The organism is Micromonospora sp. MW-13, from assembly GCF_003434305.1.
GTDB lineage: Bacteria > Actinomycetota > Actinomycetes > Mycobacteriales > Micromonosporaceae > Micromonospora.
Map to the genome: position 1 here is coordinate 683,567 of NZ_QKKX01000009.1, position 16,226 is coordinate 699,792.

Consider the following 16,226-nt stretch of genomic DNA (forward strand, 5'->3'; position numbering starts at 1 on the left):
CGTGCGGATCGTCGGGCTGATGTCGGGGACGTCGTACGACGGGGTGGACGTGGCGGCGGTGGAGTTCGCCGCCGAGGGGGACACCCTGCGGTTGCGTCCGCTCGGGTTCGCCAGCGTGGACCACGACGACGGGCTGCGGGCGGAGATCGGGGCGCTGCTGCCGCCGAACCCGACCACGATCGAGGCGGTCTGCCGGCTGGACAACCGGCTCGGCGAGGTGTTCGCCGAGGCGGCGGCGCGCGGCGTGGAACTGGCCGGCGGACGGGTCGACGCGGTCGTCTCGCCCGGGCAGACCGTGTTCCACTGGGTCGACGGCGGCCGGGCCCGGGGAACCCTCCAGCTCGGCGCGCCGGCCCGGGTGGCGGCGCGGGTGGGCGTACCGGTGCTGTCGGACCTGCGGTCGGCGGACGTCGCGGCCGGCGGGCAGGGCGCGCCCCTGGTGCCGGCCTTCGACGCGCTGCTGCTGGGCGGCCGGGCCGGGCCGCCCCGGGCGGCGCTCAACCTGGGCGGCATCGCCAACCTCACCGTGGTCGCGCCGGGCGCCCCGGTCCTCGGGTACGACGTGGGCCCGGCCAACGCCCTGCTCGACGCGGCGGCCCGGCGGTTCCTCGGCCGCCCCTGCGACCTCGACGGGGCCCGGGCGGCGGCCGGCCGGGTGCATCAGCCCCTGCTGGAGCTGCTGCTCGCCGAGCCGTACTACGCCGCGCCGCCGCCCAAGTCCACCGGCAAGGAGTTGTTCCACGCCGGCTACCTGGACGACCGGCTGGCCGCGCTCGGCGAACCGGTGGCCGCCGACGACGTGCTGGCCACGCTGACCGAGCTGACCGCCCGGACGGTGGCCGCCGAGTGCGACCGGCACGGGGTGGCCGAGGTGGTGGCCGCCGGGGGCGGGGTGCGCAATCCCACACTTCTGGGCCGGCTGGCCGCGCTCGGCGGGGGCCGGTGGCGGCTGCGGGCCAGCGACGAGCTGGGGGTGCCGGCCCAGGCCAGGGAGGCGTACGCGTTCGCCCTGCTCGGTTGGCTCTCCTGGCACGGCCTGCCAGGGGCGATCCCGTCGGTCACCGGGGCCCGGGAGGCCACCGTGCTGGGCTCCTGGACGCCGGCCGGACCGGCCCGCCGCGCGCCGCCGGCGGTGCCGCCCCGCCGGCTGGTGATCACGGGCTGACTGTCCCCCGGGTCAGGCGGGTGGTTGCCCGGCCAGGCTGCGGACTACCGGACGGCCGATAGACTCTTCGCTCATGAGCGTTGAAGAGGACACGGCCATCCACGGCCGGCTGCTGGGCACGGTGCGGGGTCCGCAGGACGTGAAGCGGATGACCGCCGAGCAGCTGGACATCCTCGCCGCCGAGATCCGCGACTTCCTGATCGCCAAGGTCTCCCGCACCGGTGGGCACGTCGGGCCCAACCTGGGCGTGGTGGAGCTGACCCTGGCGATGCACCGGGTCTTCGACTCCCCCCGGGACCGGCTCCTGTTCGACACCGGCCACCAGGCGTACGTGCACAAGATCCTCACCGGCCGGCAGGACGGCTTCGACCGGCTGCGCCAGCGCGGCGGCCTCTCCGGCTACCCGAGCCAGGCCGAGAGCGAGCACGACCTGGTCGAGAACTCGCACGCCTCCACCGCCCTGTCCTACGCCGACGGCCTGGCCAAGGCGTACGCGCTGCGCGGCGAGCAGCGCAGCGTGGTCGCCGTGGTCGGCGACGGCGCGCTGACCGGGGGCATGTGCTGGGAGGCGCTGAACAACATCGCCACCGCCGGCAACTCGCTGGTGATCGTGGTCAACGACAACGGCCGCTCCTACTCGCCGACGATCGGCGGCCTGGCCGACCACCTCTCCTCGCTGCGGCTCAACCCCGGCTACGAGAAGATCCTCGACACCGTCAAGGACGCCCTCGGCTCGACCCCGCTGGTCGGCCGGCCGATGTACGAGGTGCTGCACGCGGTCAAGAAGGGCATCAAGGACGCGGTCGCCCCGCAGGCGATGTTCGAGGACCTGGGCATCAAGTACGTCGGCCCGGTCGACGGCCACGACCTGGAGGCGGTCGAGTCCGCGCTGCGGGCCGCGAAGAACTTCGGCGGCCCGGTGATCGTGCACGCGGTGACCCGGAAGGGCTACGGCTACCGCCCGGCCGAGGAGGACGAGGCGGACTGCCTGCACGGCCCTGGCGGCGCGTTCGACGTGGAGACCGGCAAGCTGGTCGCCGCCCCCTCGGTGAAGTGGACCCACGTCTTCGCCGACGAGCTGGTCGCGATCGCCGACTCCCGGCCCGACGTGGTGGGCATCACCGCCGCGATGGCCGAGCCCACCGGCATCGCCAAGCTGGCCCGCAAGCACCCCGGGCGGGTGTACGACGTCGGCATCGCCGAGCAGCACGCCGTCACCTCGGCCGCCGGGCTGGCGCTCGGCGGGCTGCACCCGGTGGTGGCGGTCTACGCGACCTTCCTCAACCGGGCCTTCGACCAGGTCCTGCTGGACGTGGCGATGCACAAGCTGCCGGTGACGTTCGTGCTGGACCGGGCCGGGATCACCGGCCCGGACGGGCCGAGCCACTACGGCATGTGGGACATGTCCGTCTTCGGCGTGGTGCCGGGCCTGCGTATCGCCGCGCCCCGGGACGCCGCCAGCCTGCGCGAGGAGCTGCGCGAGGCGGTCGCCGTGGACGACGGCCCGACCATCGTCCGGTTCCCGACCGGCACCGTCGCCGCCGACCTGCCGGCCGTGCGCCGGGTCGGCCCGGTCGACGTGCTGACCGAGTCGGCCCGCGTCGACGTGCTGCTGGTCGCGGTGGGCTCCTTCGGCCAGCTCGGCATGGAGGTCGCCGCCCGGGTCGCCGAGCAGGGCTACGGGGTGACCGTGGTCGACCCGCGCTGGGTCCGCCCGGTCCCGGCCGAGCTGGTCGAGCTGGCCGCCGCCCACCGCCTCGTCGTCACCGTCGAGGACGGCGTCCGGGTCGGTGGGGTCGGCGACGCCCTCGCCCAGGCGATGCGGGACGCCGACGTCCGGGTGCCGCTGCGCGACCTGGGCGTGCCGGCCGACTGGCACCCGCACGGCACCCGCGCACAGATCCTCGCCGACCTGGGTCTCACCGCCCAGGACGTGGCCCGGGACGTCACCGGGTGGATCTCCCGCCTGGACGCCCAGCAGGACGAGCCGGTGAGCCTGCCGGCCGGCGGGAGCGGCGCGCACAACTGATCCGACCGTCCCGGTTGATCAACTCGGTGTGCGGCATGTTGCGGTCCCCCTGTGCTGGGATGCCCCGATGTGCCGCACACCGATTCGATCAAGCCGACGACCGGCGAGGGGGACGGGCCGGGATCAGCGACCGCCGACCGAGCGGTAGTAGGTCTTCTCCGCGCCGGCCAGGCTGAAGGTGGCCTTGCTCACCGGCTGCGGCACCACCACCAGCCCGGGCCGGTCGACCAGCCGGGGGGTGCCCGGCGGCACCGACAGCGAGCTGTACCGGCTGGACCGCCAGCTCAGCACCACCAGCGGCTGCCCCGGCACGGGCAGCACGTAGGTCTGCAACGTGTTGGCCCGGTCGGCCGGCGAGACCACCGGGTCGCCGCCGTCGGCCGGCCGGTACACCACCGCGGTCATGGTGCCCGCGTCGGTCTCCCAGCTCAGTTGCTCCAGGTCGGCCGGGTCGCCCCCGCCCAGTGCCACCTCGCCCAGCGCCCGGACGCTCAGCTTCGCCATCGGCCAGGACTCGGGCACGGAGCGGGGCGCGTCCCGGTCGCCGATCCGGCGGGGGACGCTGCCGAATGGGCCCTGCTCGTCGGCGAGCACGCAGGTGTCCAGGCCGTCCAGCGCCCGCCGACCCGAGCCGGTCTCGTCCCGGACCAGGGGGTACCGCGGGTCCGTGGTGGCCGTGCCGAGGTCGAGCAGGCGGTCGGCGGCCCGGCCGCGCGGCAGCGACCGGGTGGCCCGCAGCGTCGCGGTCAGCGCCACGGCCCGGCAGGCCGGCACGTCCACCGGGTCGGTCAGCCCGTCCCGGCTGGCCAGGGCCCGGCCCTTGGGGCCGAGCAGCCGCTCCACCCGGCCGGAGAGCAGGTACCGGCGCCCGTCGCCGGTCTGCACCGGCAGCACGTCGGAGTAGACGAGGTAGCCGGGCTCGGTGTACTCGCTGGCCCGGTCGACCACGTACCGGTCGCCGTCGCGGGTGAGCTGGAGCAGCCAGGAGGCGCTCTCCCCGGGGACGTCGGCGGCCACCAGGGCCAGCGGGGCGCCGTCCACCTCACCGGACCACAGGATCCCGGACGAGGGCAGGTGCGCGCGGTCGTCGGCCGGCGTACGCCAGGCCCGGACCGCCTCGGTGACCGCCGCCGTCGCGGTGCTGTCGCCGGCCAACCGCCCCCGCGCGGGCCACACCCGCAGCGTCCCGTCCAGGCTGTCGTAGCCGACGGGAAGGACGTCCGGCTTCCGGTCGGCCACCGGCCCACAGGCGGCGGCGGTCAGCAGCACGGTGAGCAGTGCGGTGGCCGTCATGCCGCGCCGGCGGACTGAAGCCACCTGTACGCCCCCGATCGCGTCGTCCGGTCGTGTTCGCGCCCCACATGGTACGAGACGTCCGGACCGCGCGGACCGGCACCTCGCACCGTCCCGTGAGCTGCGGCGGGACCGACCACATAGGACCGCCCGGTGATTTCAGGGCTTTCGCCGGCTCCGGTAGACTCCGCCGACTGTGACCCCTGCCGAGCCCCGTGGAGAATTCCCCCCGGTTCCCGACGCTCCCGTGGGGCCCGCCGCCCGGACGACGGTGGCGACCGCCGAGCGGCCCGCGGCCACGGAGGCACCGACCCTCGCCCCGGCCCCCGCCGCTGAGGCCCCCCCGGCTGCCGCCGCTGTCGCCGCTCCGGCCGTCGCGGAGCCGGCCCCCGCCGACGCCCCGGCCACGCCGGCCCCGGCTGCCGACGCCGTCCCGCCCTCCGCCGGGCCCGCGGAAGTGTCCCGGAGCGCGGCGGAGCCGGGCGGGGCCCGTAGGCGGCGCTGGCGGTGGACCACCCGGCGGCGGGACCTCGCCGTGTACGGCCTCTTCCTGCTCGCCGCGCTCTGGGTGACCAGCCGGATCTGGGTCGACCCGGCGGGCCGGGTCGCGTCGCTGTACAGCAGCGACCCGGCGCAGGTGCAGTTCTTCCTGGCCCACAGCGTGCGGGTGGTGCTGCACGGGGAGTTCCCGTTCTACACCGACCAGTTCAACTTCCCCGACGGGGTCAACCTGATGGCCAACACGGCCATCCTGGCGCTCGGCATCCCGATGGTGCCGGTGACCCTGCTCTTCGGGCCGGCGGTGTCCTTCGTGGTGCTGGTCACCCTCGGCCTGGCCGGCACCGCCGCCGCCTGGTACCGGGTGCTCTCCCGGCACGTGGTGCGCACCCCGCTGGCCGCCGCCGTCGGCGGCTGGTTCTGCGGCTTCTCCCCGGCGATGCTCTCGCACGCCAGCTGGCACCCGAACATCATCAGTCAGTTCCTGCTGCCGTTCATCGTCTGGCGGGTGCTGGTGATCACCCGGTCGCGCCGGCCGGTCCGGGACGGGGCGCTGCTGGCCCTGCTGGTGACCGTGCAGGCGTTCATCAACGAGGAGATCCTGCTCTTCACCGCGCTGGCCTGCGGGGTGTTCCTGATCGCCGTGCTGGCGCAGCGGCCCGCGTTGTGGTCGGCGGCGTGGCGACCGCTGGGCGTCGCGGTGGCGGTGTGCGCCGGGCTGGCCGGGGCGCTGCTGGCGTACCCGCTCTACGTGCAGTTCGCCGGGCCGATGGCGTACCACGGGCTCAGCGACGCGGTCCGGGACTACGGCAACGACATCGCGGCCTTCTTCGCCCCGGGCTCGCCCACCCTCGGCGGCAACGAGCGGGCCAACATCAACCTGGCCCCGAACTACTCGGAGGAGAACGCCTTCTTCGGCTGGAGCCTCGCGCTGCTGTCCGTCGGCATCGTGCTCTGGCTGCGCCGCGAGCCGGTGGTCCGGGCGCTCGCCGCGACCGGGGCGTTCTTCGCGGTGCTCTCCCTCGGCGAGCGGGTCTCCTGGTGGGACCGGGAGCTGTTCACCGGCCCGTGGGAGCTGCTGGTGCGGGTGCCGCTGCTGGACGCGGTGGTGCCGACCCGGTTCGGGATGATCACCACGGTGGTGATCGGCGTGCTGCTGGCGCTCGCCGTCGAGCGGATCTGGTCGTTGCGGCCGGCCGAGGCCCGCACCGTGCGCACCCTCGGTGTCGGCGCGCTGGCGCTGGCGCTGCTGCCGATCGCGCCGATGCCGCTGGCGGTCACCTCGCGCCCGCCGGTGCCGGAGTTCATCACCGCCGACCGGTGGCGCGAGTACGTCGGGGCGGACCAGACCCTGGTGCCGATCCCGGTGCCCAGCATGGGCAACACCCACGGGATGCGCTGGGCCGCGTCCACCAACCTCGACTTCAAGATCCCCGGCGGCTACTTCCTCTCCCCGCGCAACGGCAACACCGGCGACCCGGGGCGCTTCGGCGGCCGGCCCAGCGGGGTCGGCAAGCTGCTGGAGGAGGTGGCCACCACCGGTCGGACGCCGAAGCTGGACGACCGGCAGCGCCGCCGCTCCCTCGACGAGCTGCGGCACTGGCGGGCCGCCGTCCTGGTGCTGCCGGTGCGCCAGCACAACGCCGAGCCGCTGCGGCGTACCGTCGAGGAGTTGGTCGGCCCCGGCCGCCGTGAGCTGGACGTGTGGGTCTGGGACGTCCGGGCGCTGACCGACCCGCCGGCCTGATGGCAGCCCCGGCCGCGCCCGTCTCCCGCGGTCCCGCACCGGAGCCGGGCCCGGCGTCCGGCCGGGCGCCGGCGGACGCGCGGCCGGCCCGCCGGCGGTGGCGGCCGCGCGGCGTGGACGTCGCGGTGGTCGCCGGCTACCTGGGCCTGGCCGTGCTGCTCACCGGCGGGCAGTGGGGACGCCCCGACCGGCTGTTCCACCAGGACAACGACCAGATGCTGTTCGAGTGGATGCTGGCCCGGGCGGCCCGCGCGGTCACCGGCCCGGAGAACCCGTTGCACAGCACGGCCCTGAACGCGCCGGACGGGGTCAACCTGATGGCCAACACCTCGGTGCTCGGGCTGGGCGTGCCGTTGACCCCGGTGACGCTGCTGTTCGGCACCCAGCCGGCGTTCCTGGTGGCGGTGGTCGCCTGCCTCGCCGGCACGGCCACCGCCTGGTACGCGCTGCTGGCCCGCCGGCTCGTCGGCTCCCGGGTCGCCGCCGCCGTCGGCGGCCTGGTCTGCGGCTTCGCCCCCGGCATGGTGGCCCAGGCCGGGGCCCACCTGCACATGGCCGCCCAGTTCCTGGTGCCGCCGATCCTGGCGCTGGTGTTCCGGCCGACCGTCGGCCGGGTCGGCCGGCGCGGGGTGGCGCTCGGGCTGCTGGTGGCGTACCAGGTCTTCCTCGGCGAGGAGGTGCTGGTGTTCCTGGCGCTCGCCGCCGGCGTGCTGGCGCTCGCGTACGGTCTCGCCGACCGGGCGGCGGCCCGCCGGCTGGCGCCCGCGCTGCTCGGCCGGATCGGGGTGGGGGCGCTGGTGGCGGGGGCGCTGCTGGCGTACCCGCTGTGGTTCCAGTTCGCCGGGCCGGGCCACTACCGGGGGATGCCGTTCGACGCGCCGGGGTTCCGGCTCGACGCCGCCTCCTTCACCGCCTCCGCCCGGCAGACGGTGCTCGGCGACGACCGCCTGCCCGGGCTGCTGGCCCCGAACCCGACCGAGGAGAACTCGTTCTTCGGGCCGGGCCTGCTGGTGCTCGCCGTGGTGATCGTGGTCTGGCTGTGGCGTCGCCCGCTGGTCCGGGCGCTGGCCGTGGTCGGCACGCTCGCCGCGCTGCTCTCCCTCGGCACCACCGTCCTGGTGGACGGGGCGTCGACCGGGCTGCCCGGGCCGTACCGGCTCGTCGCCGGGGTGCCGCTGCTCGACCTGGTGGTGCCGGCCCGGTTCGCGCTGGTCTGCGTACCGGTGCTGGGGGTGCTGGTCGCCCTCTCCCTGGACCGGCTCCGGTCGGCCGCCGCCCCCGGCGGCGACGGACCGGCCGGCGGGCCAGCGGTGCCGGTGCGGCTGCTGTGGGGTGGTGCGGTGGCCGCCGCGCTGCTCCCGCTCGCGCCCACCCCCATCCGCACCGTGCCGGCGTGGCCGGTGCCGGCCTTCGTGGCCGACGGCGGCTGGCGGGCGTACGTGCCGGCCGGCCGGACGCTGGTGCCCGTGCCGCCGGTGACCGGGGCCGGGGTCAGCCCGGCGACGTTCTGGTCGGCCCGGACCCGGCTGGCGTTCACCGCGCCGGGCGGCTACTTCATCGGCCCGCGCGCCGCCGACGACCCGACCGCCCGCTGGGGCGCCCCGGACCGCCCGACGGCCCTGCTGCTGCGCCGGGTGGCCGAGACCGGCCAGGTCCCGGTGCTGACCGACGCGGACCGCCGGCAGGCGGCGGTGGACCTGCGGCACTGGCGGGCCGCCGTGCTGGTGCAGGGCGGGCTGCGCCGGGGCGACCCGGTCCGGCGCACCGTCGACCAGCTCGTCGGCCCCGGCCGCGAGATCGACGGAGCCTGGGTCTGGGACGTTCGCGGCCTGGTCGGCTGACCCGCCCGCCGCCGGCTCGGCCGGGCGGTGGGGTGGCTCGCCCGGGGCGCGGGACGGACCCCGGGGGCACGGGGAGGAAAAGGGGGCCGCTTCGTCACCTTTCGACACCACCTCCGCACCTGGTTTCCTGACCATCGACCGACCGGGTCCACCAGAGAAAGCAGGACGTCATGTCGACCCTCCGCCGTACCCTCGCCGTGTCCACCGCGCTGGCCGCCGTCGGCGCCGCGTCGCTGGTCAACGCCTCGCCCGCCCTGGCCAGCACGCCGGCCAGCTGCTCCAACGTCCGTCAGATCGGCACCACCCGGGTGCTGACCGTCGGCGGGATGGAGGCGGCGTCGGTGAAGCAGTACTACGGCTGCGGCTACAACTACGCCTACATCTACGTGTGGCAGCAGTACCGCGACACCCACTCCAACTGGGACCTGTACGTCCACGTGATCGACCATTCGGACAGCGGCTCGGACTACGGGGTGGGCCAGCTCAACAACACCACCCGGGCGGAGCTGTGGGGCGCGCCGGCCAACACCGCCGCGCACTGCACGCACGTCACCGGCTACCTCAACTCCACGGGTGGCTCGACCAGCAAGGTCTGCTGACGTCGTCCCGCCGGGGCGCGGTCGACCGCGCCCCGGCCGGCCCCCGCCACGCGTCGGCGGGGGCCGTTCCGCACACTGCCCGAGCACCAGCGCGAACGCGGTGCCCGACCTCACCCGACGAGCGGACGGACGTCCCAGAGCCAGACGTCGTCGACCCGCCGCGCCGGGCCGAGCAGGGCGGTCATCAGGTCACGCAGGACCGCCTCGCGGGGGTGCGCGCCGAGGACGACCACCGACGCCTTCCAGTAGCGCAGGTCCTCGACCACCTGGCGGCGGTTCTCCGGGGTCAGCGCCGGCAGCGTGCCCGAGTCCATGGTGGAGTAGACCAGGGTGCTGGTCGGCCGGTTCGGGGCACCGAAGACGCCCTCGCCGTCGACGTTCGGGCCGATGAAGTAGCCGCCGGGGACCGGGAAGGCGTGCCCGGTCAGCGCGCTCCACCGCAGGGTGGGCAGGCCGTGCACGTTGCTGGGGATCGGCACCGGCACCAGGGTCCGGCCCGCTGGCACGTAGGGCCGCCAGCCGCCGGCCGTGATGAACCTCGGCGGCGGGTCGATCTGCTGGGCCGGCAACGGCCGGGGCACCAGCGGCAGCACGGCGAGCGCGATGGCGGCGTACCCGACCGGGCGGAGCCAGCGGCGCGACCGGGCGGGCGCGGCGGTGGGGCCGGTCCGGGTCCCGGCGGCCCGCGCCGGGGCCGCCGAGCCGGTGGTGCCGGCGGCCGAACGGGGGGCCGGCACCACCGGCGAGGGGGCCGGTGCGGTGCGGGCCAGCGCGTCCCAGGCCAGGGCGAGCAGCACGCCGAGGGCGGCGGCCACCACCAGGGCCAGCCGGGTGGGCATCATCATCTCCACCAGCGGCAGGTCGTCCGGGATGTACGCCCAGGGACCGTCGATCGTGGTCTCCGCGCCGTCGAAGCGCACCACCGGGCCGATCGAGGCGACGGTGAAGACCACCACCAGCACGGCGACGATCCGGGCCGCCAGCGACCGGCGGACCAGCAGCACCAGGGCGACCAGCGCCAGCAGCACCAGCGGCCAGCCGAACCAGGTGTTCTGCTCGGTCAGGCCGATGGTCTTCTCCACCGCCTCGTCCCCGGCGGCGGTGTCCCGGGCGAACGTCACGAAGGCCACCAGGTCCTCGCCCCAGTTGTGGAACACCCCGCCCTGTAGGCCCCGGTAGGACTGCGGGCCGTTGAACTGGAACCAGATCGGGTACGCGGTGAGCAGCAGCGTCAGCCCGCCGCCGAGGCCGAGCGCGGCCAGGAAGCCGCCGGCCCGCTGCCGCGTCGCCCGGGGTCGCTGCGCCGCGTACGCGGCCACCACCACCAGGCAGCCCAGCGCGGTCAGCAGCAGCATCTCCTCGTTGATGAAGACCTGGTACGCCACCAGCAGGCCGAGCACCACCCCGTCGCGCCGCCAGCTCCGCCCCGGCTCACCCAGCCGCAGCACCCGGGCCACGATCACCGGCAGCAGGTAGTTCGAGACGAAGTTCGGCTGCCCGTTGGCGTGGTGCACGATGCCGGGCGCGAAGCCGAGGAACGCGCCGCCGACGAACGCCGCCGCCCGCGAGCGCACCAGGTGCCGCGACAGCATCCAGTACGCCGTGCCGGCCGTCGCCGCGAGCGCCCCGCCGAGGTAGAGGGCGTACGTCACCTGCGGCCCGAACAGCCACGTCACCGGGGCCAGCGGCAGGGTGGCCCCGAGCAGCGACGTGTTCGCCATCATGTTCACCCCGTCCGGGGCGTTCTGCCGCATGGAGAACAGCGGGTTCTCCAGGTGGCGCAGCGAGTACGCGCCGTGCGAGAAGAGCCACTCGAACCAGCTGTGGTCGGTCGGCAGGTGCGACGACACCCGGTGCTGGACGTCCCCCCAGTAGTTCAGGCACACGAGGACGCCGAGCAGCACATAGGCTCCGATGGCCAGGACGTCGGCGCGGGTCGGTCGCCGCCGGGGCCGACGCGGTGTGCCTGTGCCCGCCCCGTCGGGTCCGGTCGGCGCGGCCTGCGCCGCGACGGGTGCGGAGTCGGAGTTCAGCGAGGGGTCTACCACCGGCACAGCCACGACGGGCCATCGTACAGACGTCGCCGCGTGGCGCCGCCCGGCCGGTGCGCCCCGGTGCCGACCGGGTGGGCCGGCAGCCAGCTCGGGGAGGAACACCAGTGACCGTCATCGACCTCGGTGAGCTGCGCGGCGCCGTCGAGCCGGAGCCGCCCCGCCCGCCCCGGGCGGTGGGCCGGCCGCTGCGGGTGGCGCTGGCCGGGGCCGTCGCGCTGCTCACCCTGGCCGCGTCCGCGCCGGTCGCGCGGCCCGTCTCGGCGGTCGTACCCGGCGGCCCCGGCGTCGAGGTCTTCCTCATCGGCGACCGCATGTACGTGGTGGAGCAGGTGGCCGCGGGCTCGGACGGCACGCGCGAGGTGGCCGCCTACACGACGCCGGCCGGTCCCGGTGGCTCCCTCCGGCCGCTGTGGCACACCACGGCGCCCGGCGGCACCGGCCCGTTCCAGGTACGGGAGCACGGCGGGTTCGTGCTCCTCACCGGAGGCCCTGACGGGCGGGCGACCGAGACGGTCGTCGTGGACCTGGCGACCGGCCGGCAGCGGTGGCGGCAGCCCGGCTTCCCGGCCCCCACCGTCGATGGTGGGCTGCTCCTGCTCGGGGGCGGCGACGACGAGACGGCCGGCTCCGTGCACGTGGTGGACCTGGCGTCGGGGCGGGCCCGGTGGTCGGCGCCGGCCACGCCGGGCCTGATGGCCGAGCGCCGCCGGGGCGCGGAGACCGACCGGGTCGTGTTGATCAGCGGATCCGGGCGGACCGAAGTGCGGGACGCCGGGTCCGGGGCGGTCCTGGTCGCCCGCGAGGCCGGTCCCGCCGGGCGGGGGTACCCGAGCGCCAACGTCGTCGGGGACCTGCTGCTGGTGACGGTCGAGGACAGCGTCGACGCCGGCCGGGTCACCGCGTACGGGCTGGACGCGCTGGACCGGCGCTGGGAGCTCGACCTGTCGGCGTACGTGACGTGGTGCGGCGACCTGCTCTGCGCCGCCGTCCGCGACGTCGGGGTCTCGGCGCTCGACCCGGCGACGGGCCGGACCAGGTGGGCCAACCCGCGCTGGCCGTGGTTCGTCGCGGCTCCGGGCGGCCGGCTCCTCGCGGCCGCTCCCGGCAGCGCGGCGGCCCTGGAGTTCGCCGTGCTGGACGCCGCCACCGGGCGGACGGTCGCCGAGCTGGGGCGCTGGGAGCTGGTGGACAACCAGGCCCCGGACGAGCCGCGGTTCGGCGTCCGGCAGACCCGGGAGGGCGGGCTGCTGGTCGCCGAGCTGGACCCGGCGCGCGCGGTGGCCCGACGGCTCGACGTGCTGCCCGACGCGGCGGGGGAGTGCCGCTCCGCCGGCCGGGGCCTGGTCTGCCGCCGCCCGGGCGGGACGTACGGCTGGTGGCGGCTGCCCCGGTGACCCGGGTCCGGCGCGGGCAGCCGGGCCGCGCCGGGTCGCGACCGGTGGTCCGGCGCGCCCGGGTTACCAGTTGGGCTGGTCCGGCGGCGGGGGCAGTGGCACGTCGGGCGGCCGGATGACGTAGACGATCCCGCCGCTGCCGCCCAGCCAGGCCGCCTCGAACCGGTCCCGGTCCACGGTGCGGCGCACGTCGGCGTCGTCCGGGGCGTACGGGTCGTTGAGCACCGGGTCGCCGTCGGCGGTGAACCCGACCAGCACCATCAGGTGCCCCCTGGTGTCGTAGTCCAGCCCCGGCACCTCGCCCCGGCGGAACGCGGCGGAGAGCACCAGCGGCACCCCGGCGGCCACGAACGCCCCGGCCTCGGCCAGCGACCGCAGCCGGGTGACGAACGCGTCCACCCCGTGCCCGCCGGCGTACGCCGCGTTGAACGCCCAGTTGCCCGCCCCGTCGAAGGCCGGGTCGTAGCAGTGCCGGGCGGCGTGCACCACCACCGGCCGGGGGCCGGGCGGCGTGACCCAGGCGTACCGGTCGGGGGCCGGGCCGGCGGCCCAGAAGTCCAGCACCATCGAGACGCTGGTCGGGCTGCACCAGGAGTGCCCGCCGCCGCCCCAGCGTCGCTCGGCCCCGCCGTGCAGCCGCTGCGAGTACCGGGGCACGTCCAGCACCCGGCCCCAGCCGGCCCGGTCGCCCTCGGCGGCCCGGTGCGCGCCGACCGGGGTGGCCGGCCGCGGGCCGGAGGCGACCGCGCCGAGCGCGCGCAGCAGCGGGGTGGCGGTGCCGCCGGCCGGCCGCAGCAGCGTCACCCGGGCCTGCCAGCCGGTGACCGTCGCGCCGGTGACGACCAGGGTGTCCGTGTCGACCCGGGCGTCGGCGTCCCGCTGGCCGGGCACCGAGGTACGGCCGAAGGGCTCGTCGTCGGCGGCCCAGCGGCCAAGCTGGTACCAGCCGGTGGCCGGGGCGTCGGCGTGCCAGCCGCGCAGCTCGACGAGGATCCCGCAGCCGTCGGGGGTGTCGGCGGCCCAGGAGGGGACCACCTCGGCGACGGCGAACCCGGTGGACACCGGCGGCGAGGTCCAGCTCGCCGCGTCGTACCGGCGGGTGGGGTCGTCGGGGTGGGCGAGCCGGCCGGTCGGGGCGGCGAGGACCGCGCCGGCGGCGTCCGCGCGGACCCCGTCGCCGGCCCCGGCGGCCAGGTCGGCCGGGAGCCGGAAGCGCCGGTGGACGACGTCCCGCCGGGTGGTCGGGGCCGGTCCGGTCATCGCCGCTCCCTCCGCCGCACATCAGCGCCGGGAAGCATCCCCTACCTGAAGGTTTTTTGCAATGACGGCCCCGGTGCGGGCGGCGCGACGCCGGTTTGGTGGCCGGCACTAGGTTTGTCGGCAGGTCAGCCGGCGAGGAGGTCGGGCATGCGGGTACTGGTGGTCGAGGACGAGCGCAACCTCGCCGACGCGATCGCGCGCGGGCTGCGCAAGCGTGGCATGGCGGTCGACGTCGCCTACGACGGGAACTCGGGCCACGAGCTGGCCTTCGTGACCCGGTACGACGTGGTGGTGCTGGACCGGGACCTGCCCGGCATGCACGGCGACCAGATCTGCGCCGAGCTGGCCGCCTCCGGCACCCTGACCCGGGTGCTCATGCTCACCGCCAGCGGCACGGTCGCCGACCGGGTCGAGGGGTTGCAGCTCGGCGCGGACGACTACCTGCCCAAGCCGTTCGCCTTCGACGAGCTGGTGGCCCGGGTGCAGGCGCTCGGCCGGCGGGCGACCCCGGCGGCCCCGCCGTTGCTCGCCGTCGCCGACCTGGTGCTCGACCCGGCCCGCCGGCTGGTGACCCGGGGCGGCGAACCGGTCGACCTGACGAACAAGGAGTTCGGGGTGCTGGCCGAGCTGCTCAAGGCGCGCGGGGCGGTGGTCTCCAGCGAGGAGCTGCTGGAGCGGGTCTGGGACGCCAACACCGATCCGTTCACCACCATCGTCCGGGTCACCGTGATGACCCTGCGCAAGAAGCTGGGCGACCCGCCGCTGATCGAGACGGTCGTCGGGGCCGGCTACCGTACCGCCGAGGGGTCGGCGTGAGCGCCCCGCCCCGCCCCGCGGCCCGCCGCCGCACCCTGCCCCGGCCGTCGCTGCGCCGCCCGGCCGTCCGGCTGCGGCCCACCCTGCGGCTGCGGCTGACCCTGCTCAACGGGGTGCTGCTGGTGGGCGCCGGGGCGATCCTGGTGCTGCTGGCCTGGCTGCTGGTCCGCGACGCGCTGCGCCCCACCGACGAGCTGGTGCCCGGCACCACCGTGCTGCTGGCCGACGGCCGGTTGCTCGACGCCGGGCAGTGGCAGCAGCAGCTCGTCGACGCGGCGTCGCAGGAGCTGCTGGCCAAGGGCCTGGGGGCGCTGCTGGCGATCAGCGTGGTCGGGGTGGCCGGCGCGTACGCGGTGGCCGGGCGGGCGCTGCGCCCGCTGCACCAGGTCACCGCGACCGCCCAGCGGCTCGGCGAGGCCACCCTCGACCAGCGGATCGGCTGGTCCGGGGCGGACGACGAGGTGGCCGAGCTGGCCAAGACGTTCGACGCCATGCTGGACCGGATCGCCGCCGCGTTCGAGGCGCAGAAGCGTTTCGTGGCCAACGCCTCGCACGAACTGCGCACCCCGCTGGCGGTGATGCGGACCGAGATCGACGTGACGCTCAGCGACGACGAGGCCGACGCCGCTGAATACCGTCGGATGGCCACCGTGGTCCGGGACGCCTCCGAGCGGGCCAACGGGCTGGTCGACGCGTTGCTGGTGCTCGCCCGCAGCGAGGCCCAGGCCGGCCGGCGGCTGGGTCGGCGCACCGAGTGCGACCTGGCCACCGGCACCGTCAACGCGCTCTCGGCCGTGCGCCGGGAGGTGGAGCGGATCGGGCTGCGGGTGCAGACCTCCCTGGAGCCGGCCCCGGTCGTCGGCGACCCCGGGCTGCTGGACCGGCTGGCCGGCAACCTGATCGAGAACGCGGTCCGCTACAACCACCTGCACGGCCGGATCCAGGTGCGCACCGGCACGGACGGCTGCACGTCCTGGCTGGTCGTCGCCAACACGGGCTTCGAGGTCAGCCAGGCCGACGTGCCGGGGCTGTTCGAGCCGTTCCGCCGGGGCGGGCAGGAACGCACCGGGGCCCGGGGCTCCGGGCTGGGGCTGTCCATCGTCCGCGCGGTCTGCGACGCGCACGGCGGGACCGTGCGGGTCGTCGCCCAGCCCGGCGGCGGCCTGGAGGTCACGGTGACCCTGCCCGCCGCCGACGCCACGCCGGTGCTGACCGGCCCGACCCAGGGCGGGCGGTCCGCGACCGACCGGTGACCCGCCGGCCGGCGGTCAGCTTTTCGTGGGCCCGGCCCGGCTGACCCGGCGCGGCCGGTGCCGGGTGGGCGGGGCGGCGGACGTCGGGCGGTCGGGGCGGCGTCGGGTGCTCGGGTGGGGCCACCACGCGGTCGGGCAGAGCCACCACGCGGTCGGGCAGAAAGCGCCACCCGTGCTGGACGGCCGCCCACCGGTGGGTGAAAGTGTGGTGGCGCCATGTCACCCGCGGCGCGTGCCCCGGACCGGCCGCGCCTCAGCCCGTCCAACGTACGTGGTC

The 16,226-nt window shown here is 76.2% G+C and carries 11 protein-coding genes; 8 read left to right on the forward strand and 3 right to left on the reverse strand.

All coding sequences use genetic code 11. The features are described from left to right. Position 1: 1 nt before the first annotated feature. Entirely contained in the window at positions 2 to 1,165 is a 1,164-nt protein-coding gene (locus tag C5N14_RS07200; protein WP_117666671.1) for an anhydro-N-acetylmuramic acid kinase, read from the forward strand. Between the two features lie 73 nt (positions 1,166 to 1,238). After that, the gene (dxs, locus tag C5N14_RS07205) at positions 1,239 to 3,194 is read left to right on the forward strand and encodes a 1-deoxy-D-xylulose-5-phosphate synthase (RefSeq protein WP_117666673.1); all 1,956 of its coding nucleotides are present in this window, start codon (positions 1,239 to 1,241) and stop codon (positions 3,192 to 3,194) included. A 123-nt stretch (positions 3,195 to 3,317) separates the two neighbouring features. Here dxs and C5N14_RS07210 read toward each other — a convergent pair whose 3' ends face one another. Further along, positions 3,318 to 4,511, reverse strand: a complete 1,194-nt coding sequence (locus tag C5N14_RS07210) for a hypothetical protein (RefSeq protein WP_165878043.1) — start codon at positions 4,509 to 4,511, stop codon at positions 3,318 to 3,320. Positions 4,512 to 4,944: 433 nt separating this feature from the next. Between C5N14_RS07210 and C5N14_RS07215 the strand changes: the two genes are divergently transcribed. The 3 genes from C5N14_RS07215 to C5N14_RS07225 all read left to right on the forward strand — a co-directional run bounded on the left by C5N14_RS07215 (position 4,945) and on the right by C5N14_RS07225 (position 9,172). Continuing rightward, positions 4,945 to 6,732, forward strand: coding sequence for a hypothetical protein (locus C5N14_RS07215; protein ID WP_243639272.1), 1,788 nt, complete (start codon positions 4,945 to 4,947; stop codon positions 6,730 to 6,732). Then, on the forward strand, positions 6,732 to 8,573 hold the full coding sequence (locus tag C5N14_RS07220) for a hypothetical protein (protein ID WP_117666679.1): 1,842 nt from the start codon (positions 6,732 to 6,734) through the stop codon (positions 8,571 to 8,573). The genes C5N14_RS07215 and C5N14_RS07220 overlap by 1 nt, the downstream gene beginning before the upstream one ends. Before the next feature lie 170 nt (positions 8,574 to 8,743). Next, entirely contained in the window at positions 8,744 to 9,172 is a 429-nt protein-coding gene (locus C5N14_RS07225) for a hypothetical protein (protein WP_117666681.1), read from the forward strand. A gap of 110 nt (positions 9,173 to 9,282) precedes the next feature. Here the strand turns inward: C5N14_RS07225 and C5N14_RS07230 are convergent, their stop codons facing one another. Next, positions 9,283 to 11,094 carry a hypothetical protein gene (locus tag C5N14_RS07230; protein ID WP_243639274.1) on the reverse strand — a complete coding sequence of 604 codons (1,812 nt, stop codon included), beginning with the start codon at positions 11,092 to 11,094 and terminating at the stop codon, positions 9,283 to 9,285. A gap of 236 nt (positions 11,095 to 11,330) precedes the next feature. Here C5N14_RS07230 and C5N14_RS07235 point away from each other — a divergent pair, with 236 nt between their 5' ends. Beyond that, positions 11,331 to 12,620 carry a PQQ-binding-like beta-propeller repeat protein gene (locus tag C5N14_RS07235; RefSeq protein ID WP_117666685.1) on the forward strand — a complete coding sequence of 430 codons (1,290 nt, stop codon included), beginning with the start codon at positions 11,331 to 11,333 and terminating at the stop codon, positions 12,618 to 12,620. A gap of 63 nt (positions 12,621 to 12,683) precedes the next feature. Here C5N14_RS07235 and C5N14_RS07240 read toward each other — a convergent pair whose 3' ends face one another. Next, on the reverse strand, positions 12,684 to 13,880 hold the full coding sequence (locus C5N14_RS07240; protein ID WP_117666687.1) for a C39 family peptidase: 1,197 nt from the start codon (positions 13,878 to 13,880) through the stop codon (positions 12,684 to 12,686). 147 nt (positions 13,881 to 14,027) lie between these two features. Here C5N14_RS07240 and C5N14_RS07245 point away from each other — a divergent pair, with 147 nt between their 5' ends. Further along, positions 14,028 to 14,696: a response regulator transcription factor gene (locus tag C5N14_RS07245; protein WP_117666689.1), complete on the forward strand. Its 669-nt coding sequence runs from the start codon at positions 14,028 to 14,030 to the stop codon at positions 14,694 to 14,696. Positions 14,697 to 14,767: 71 nt separating this feature from the next. Beyond that, positions 14,768 to 15,949, forward strand: a complete 1,182-nt coding sequence (locus C5N14_RS07250) for a cell wall metabolism sensor histidine kinase WalK (protein ID WP_117666985.1) — start codon at positions 14,768 to 14,770, stop codon at positions 15,947 to 15,949. The last annotated feature ends 277 nt before the right edge of the window (positions 15,950 to 16,226 follow it).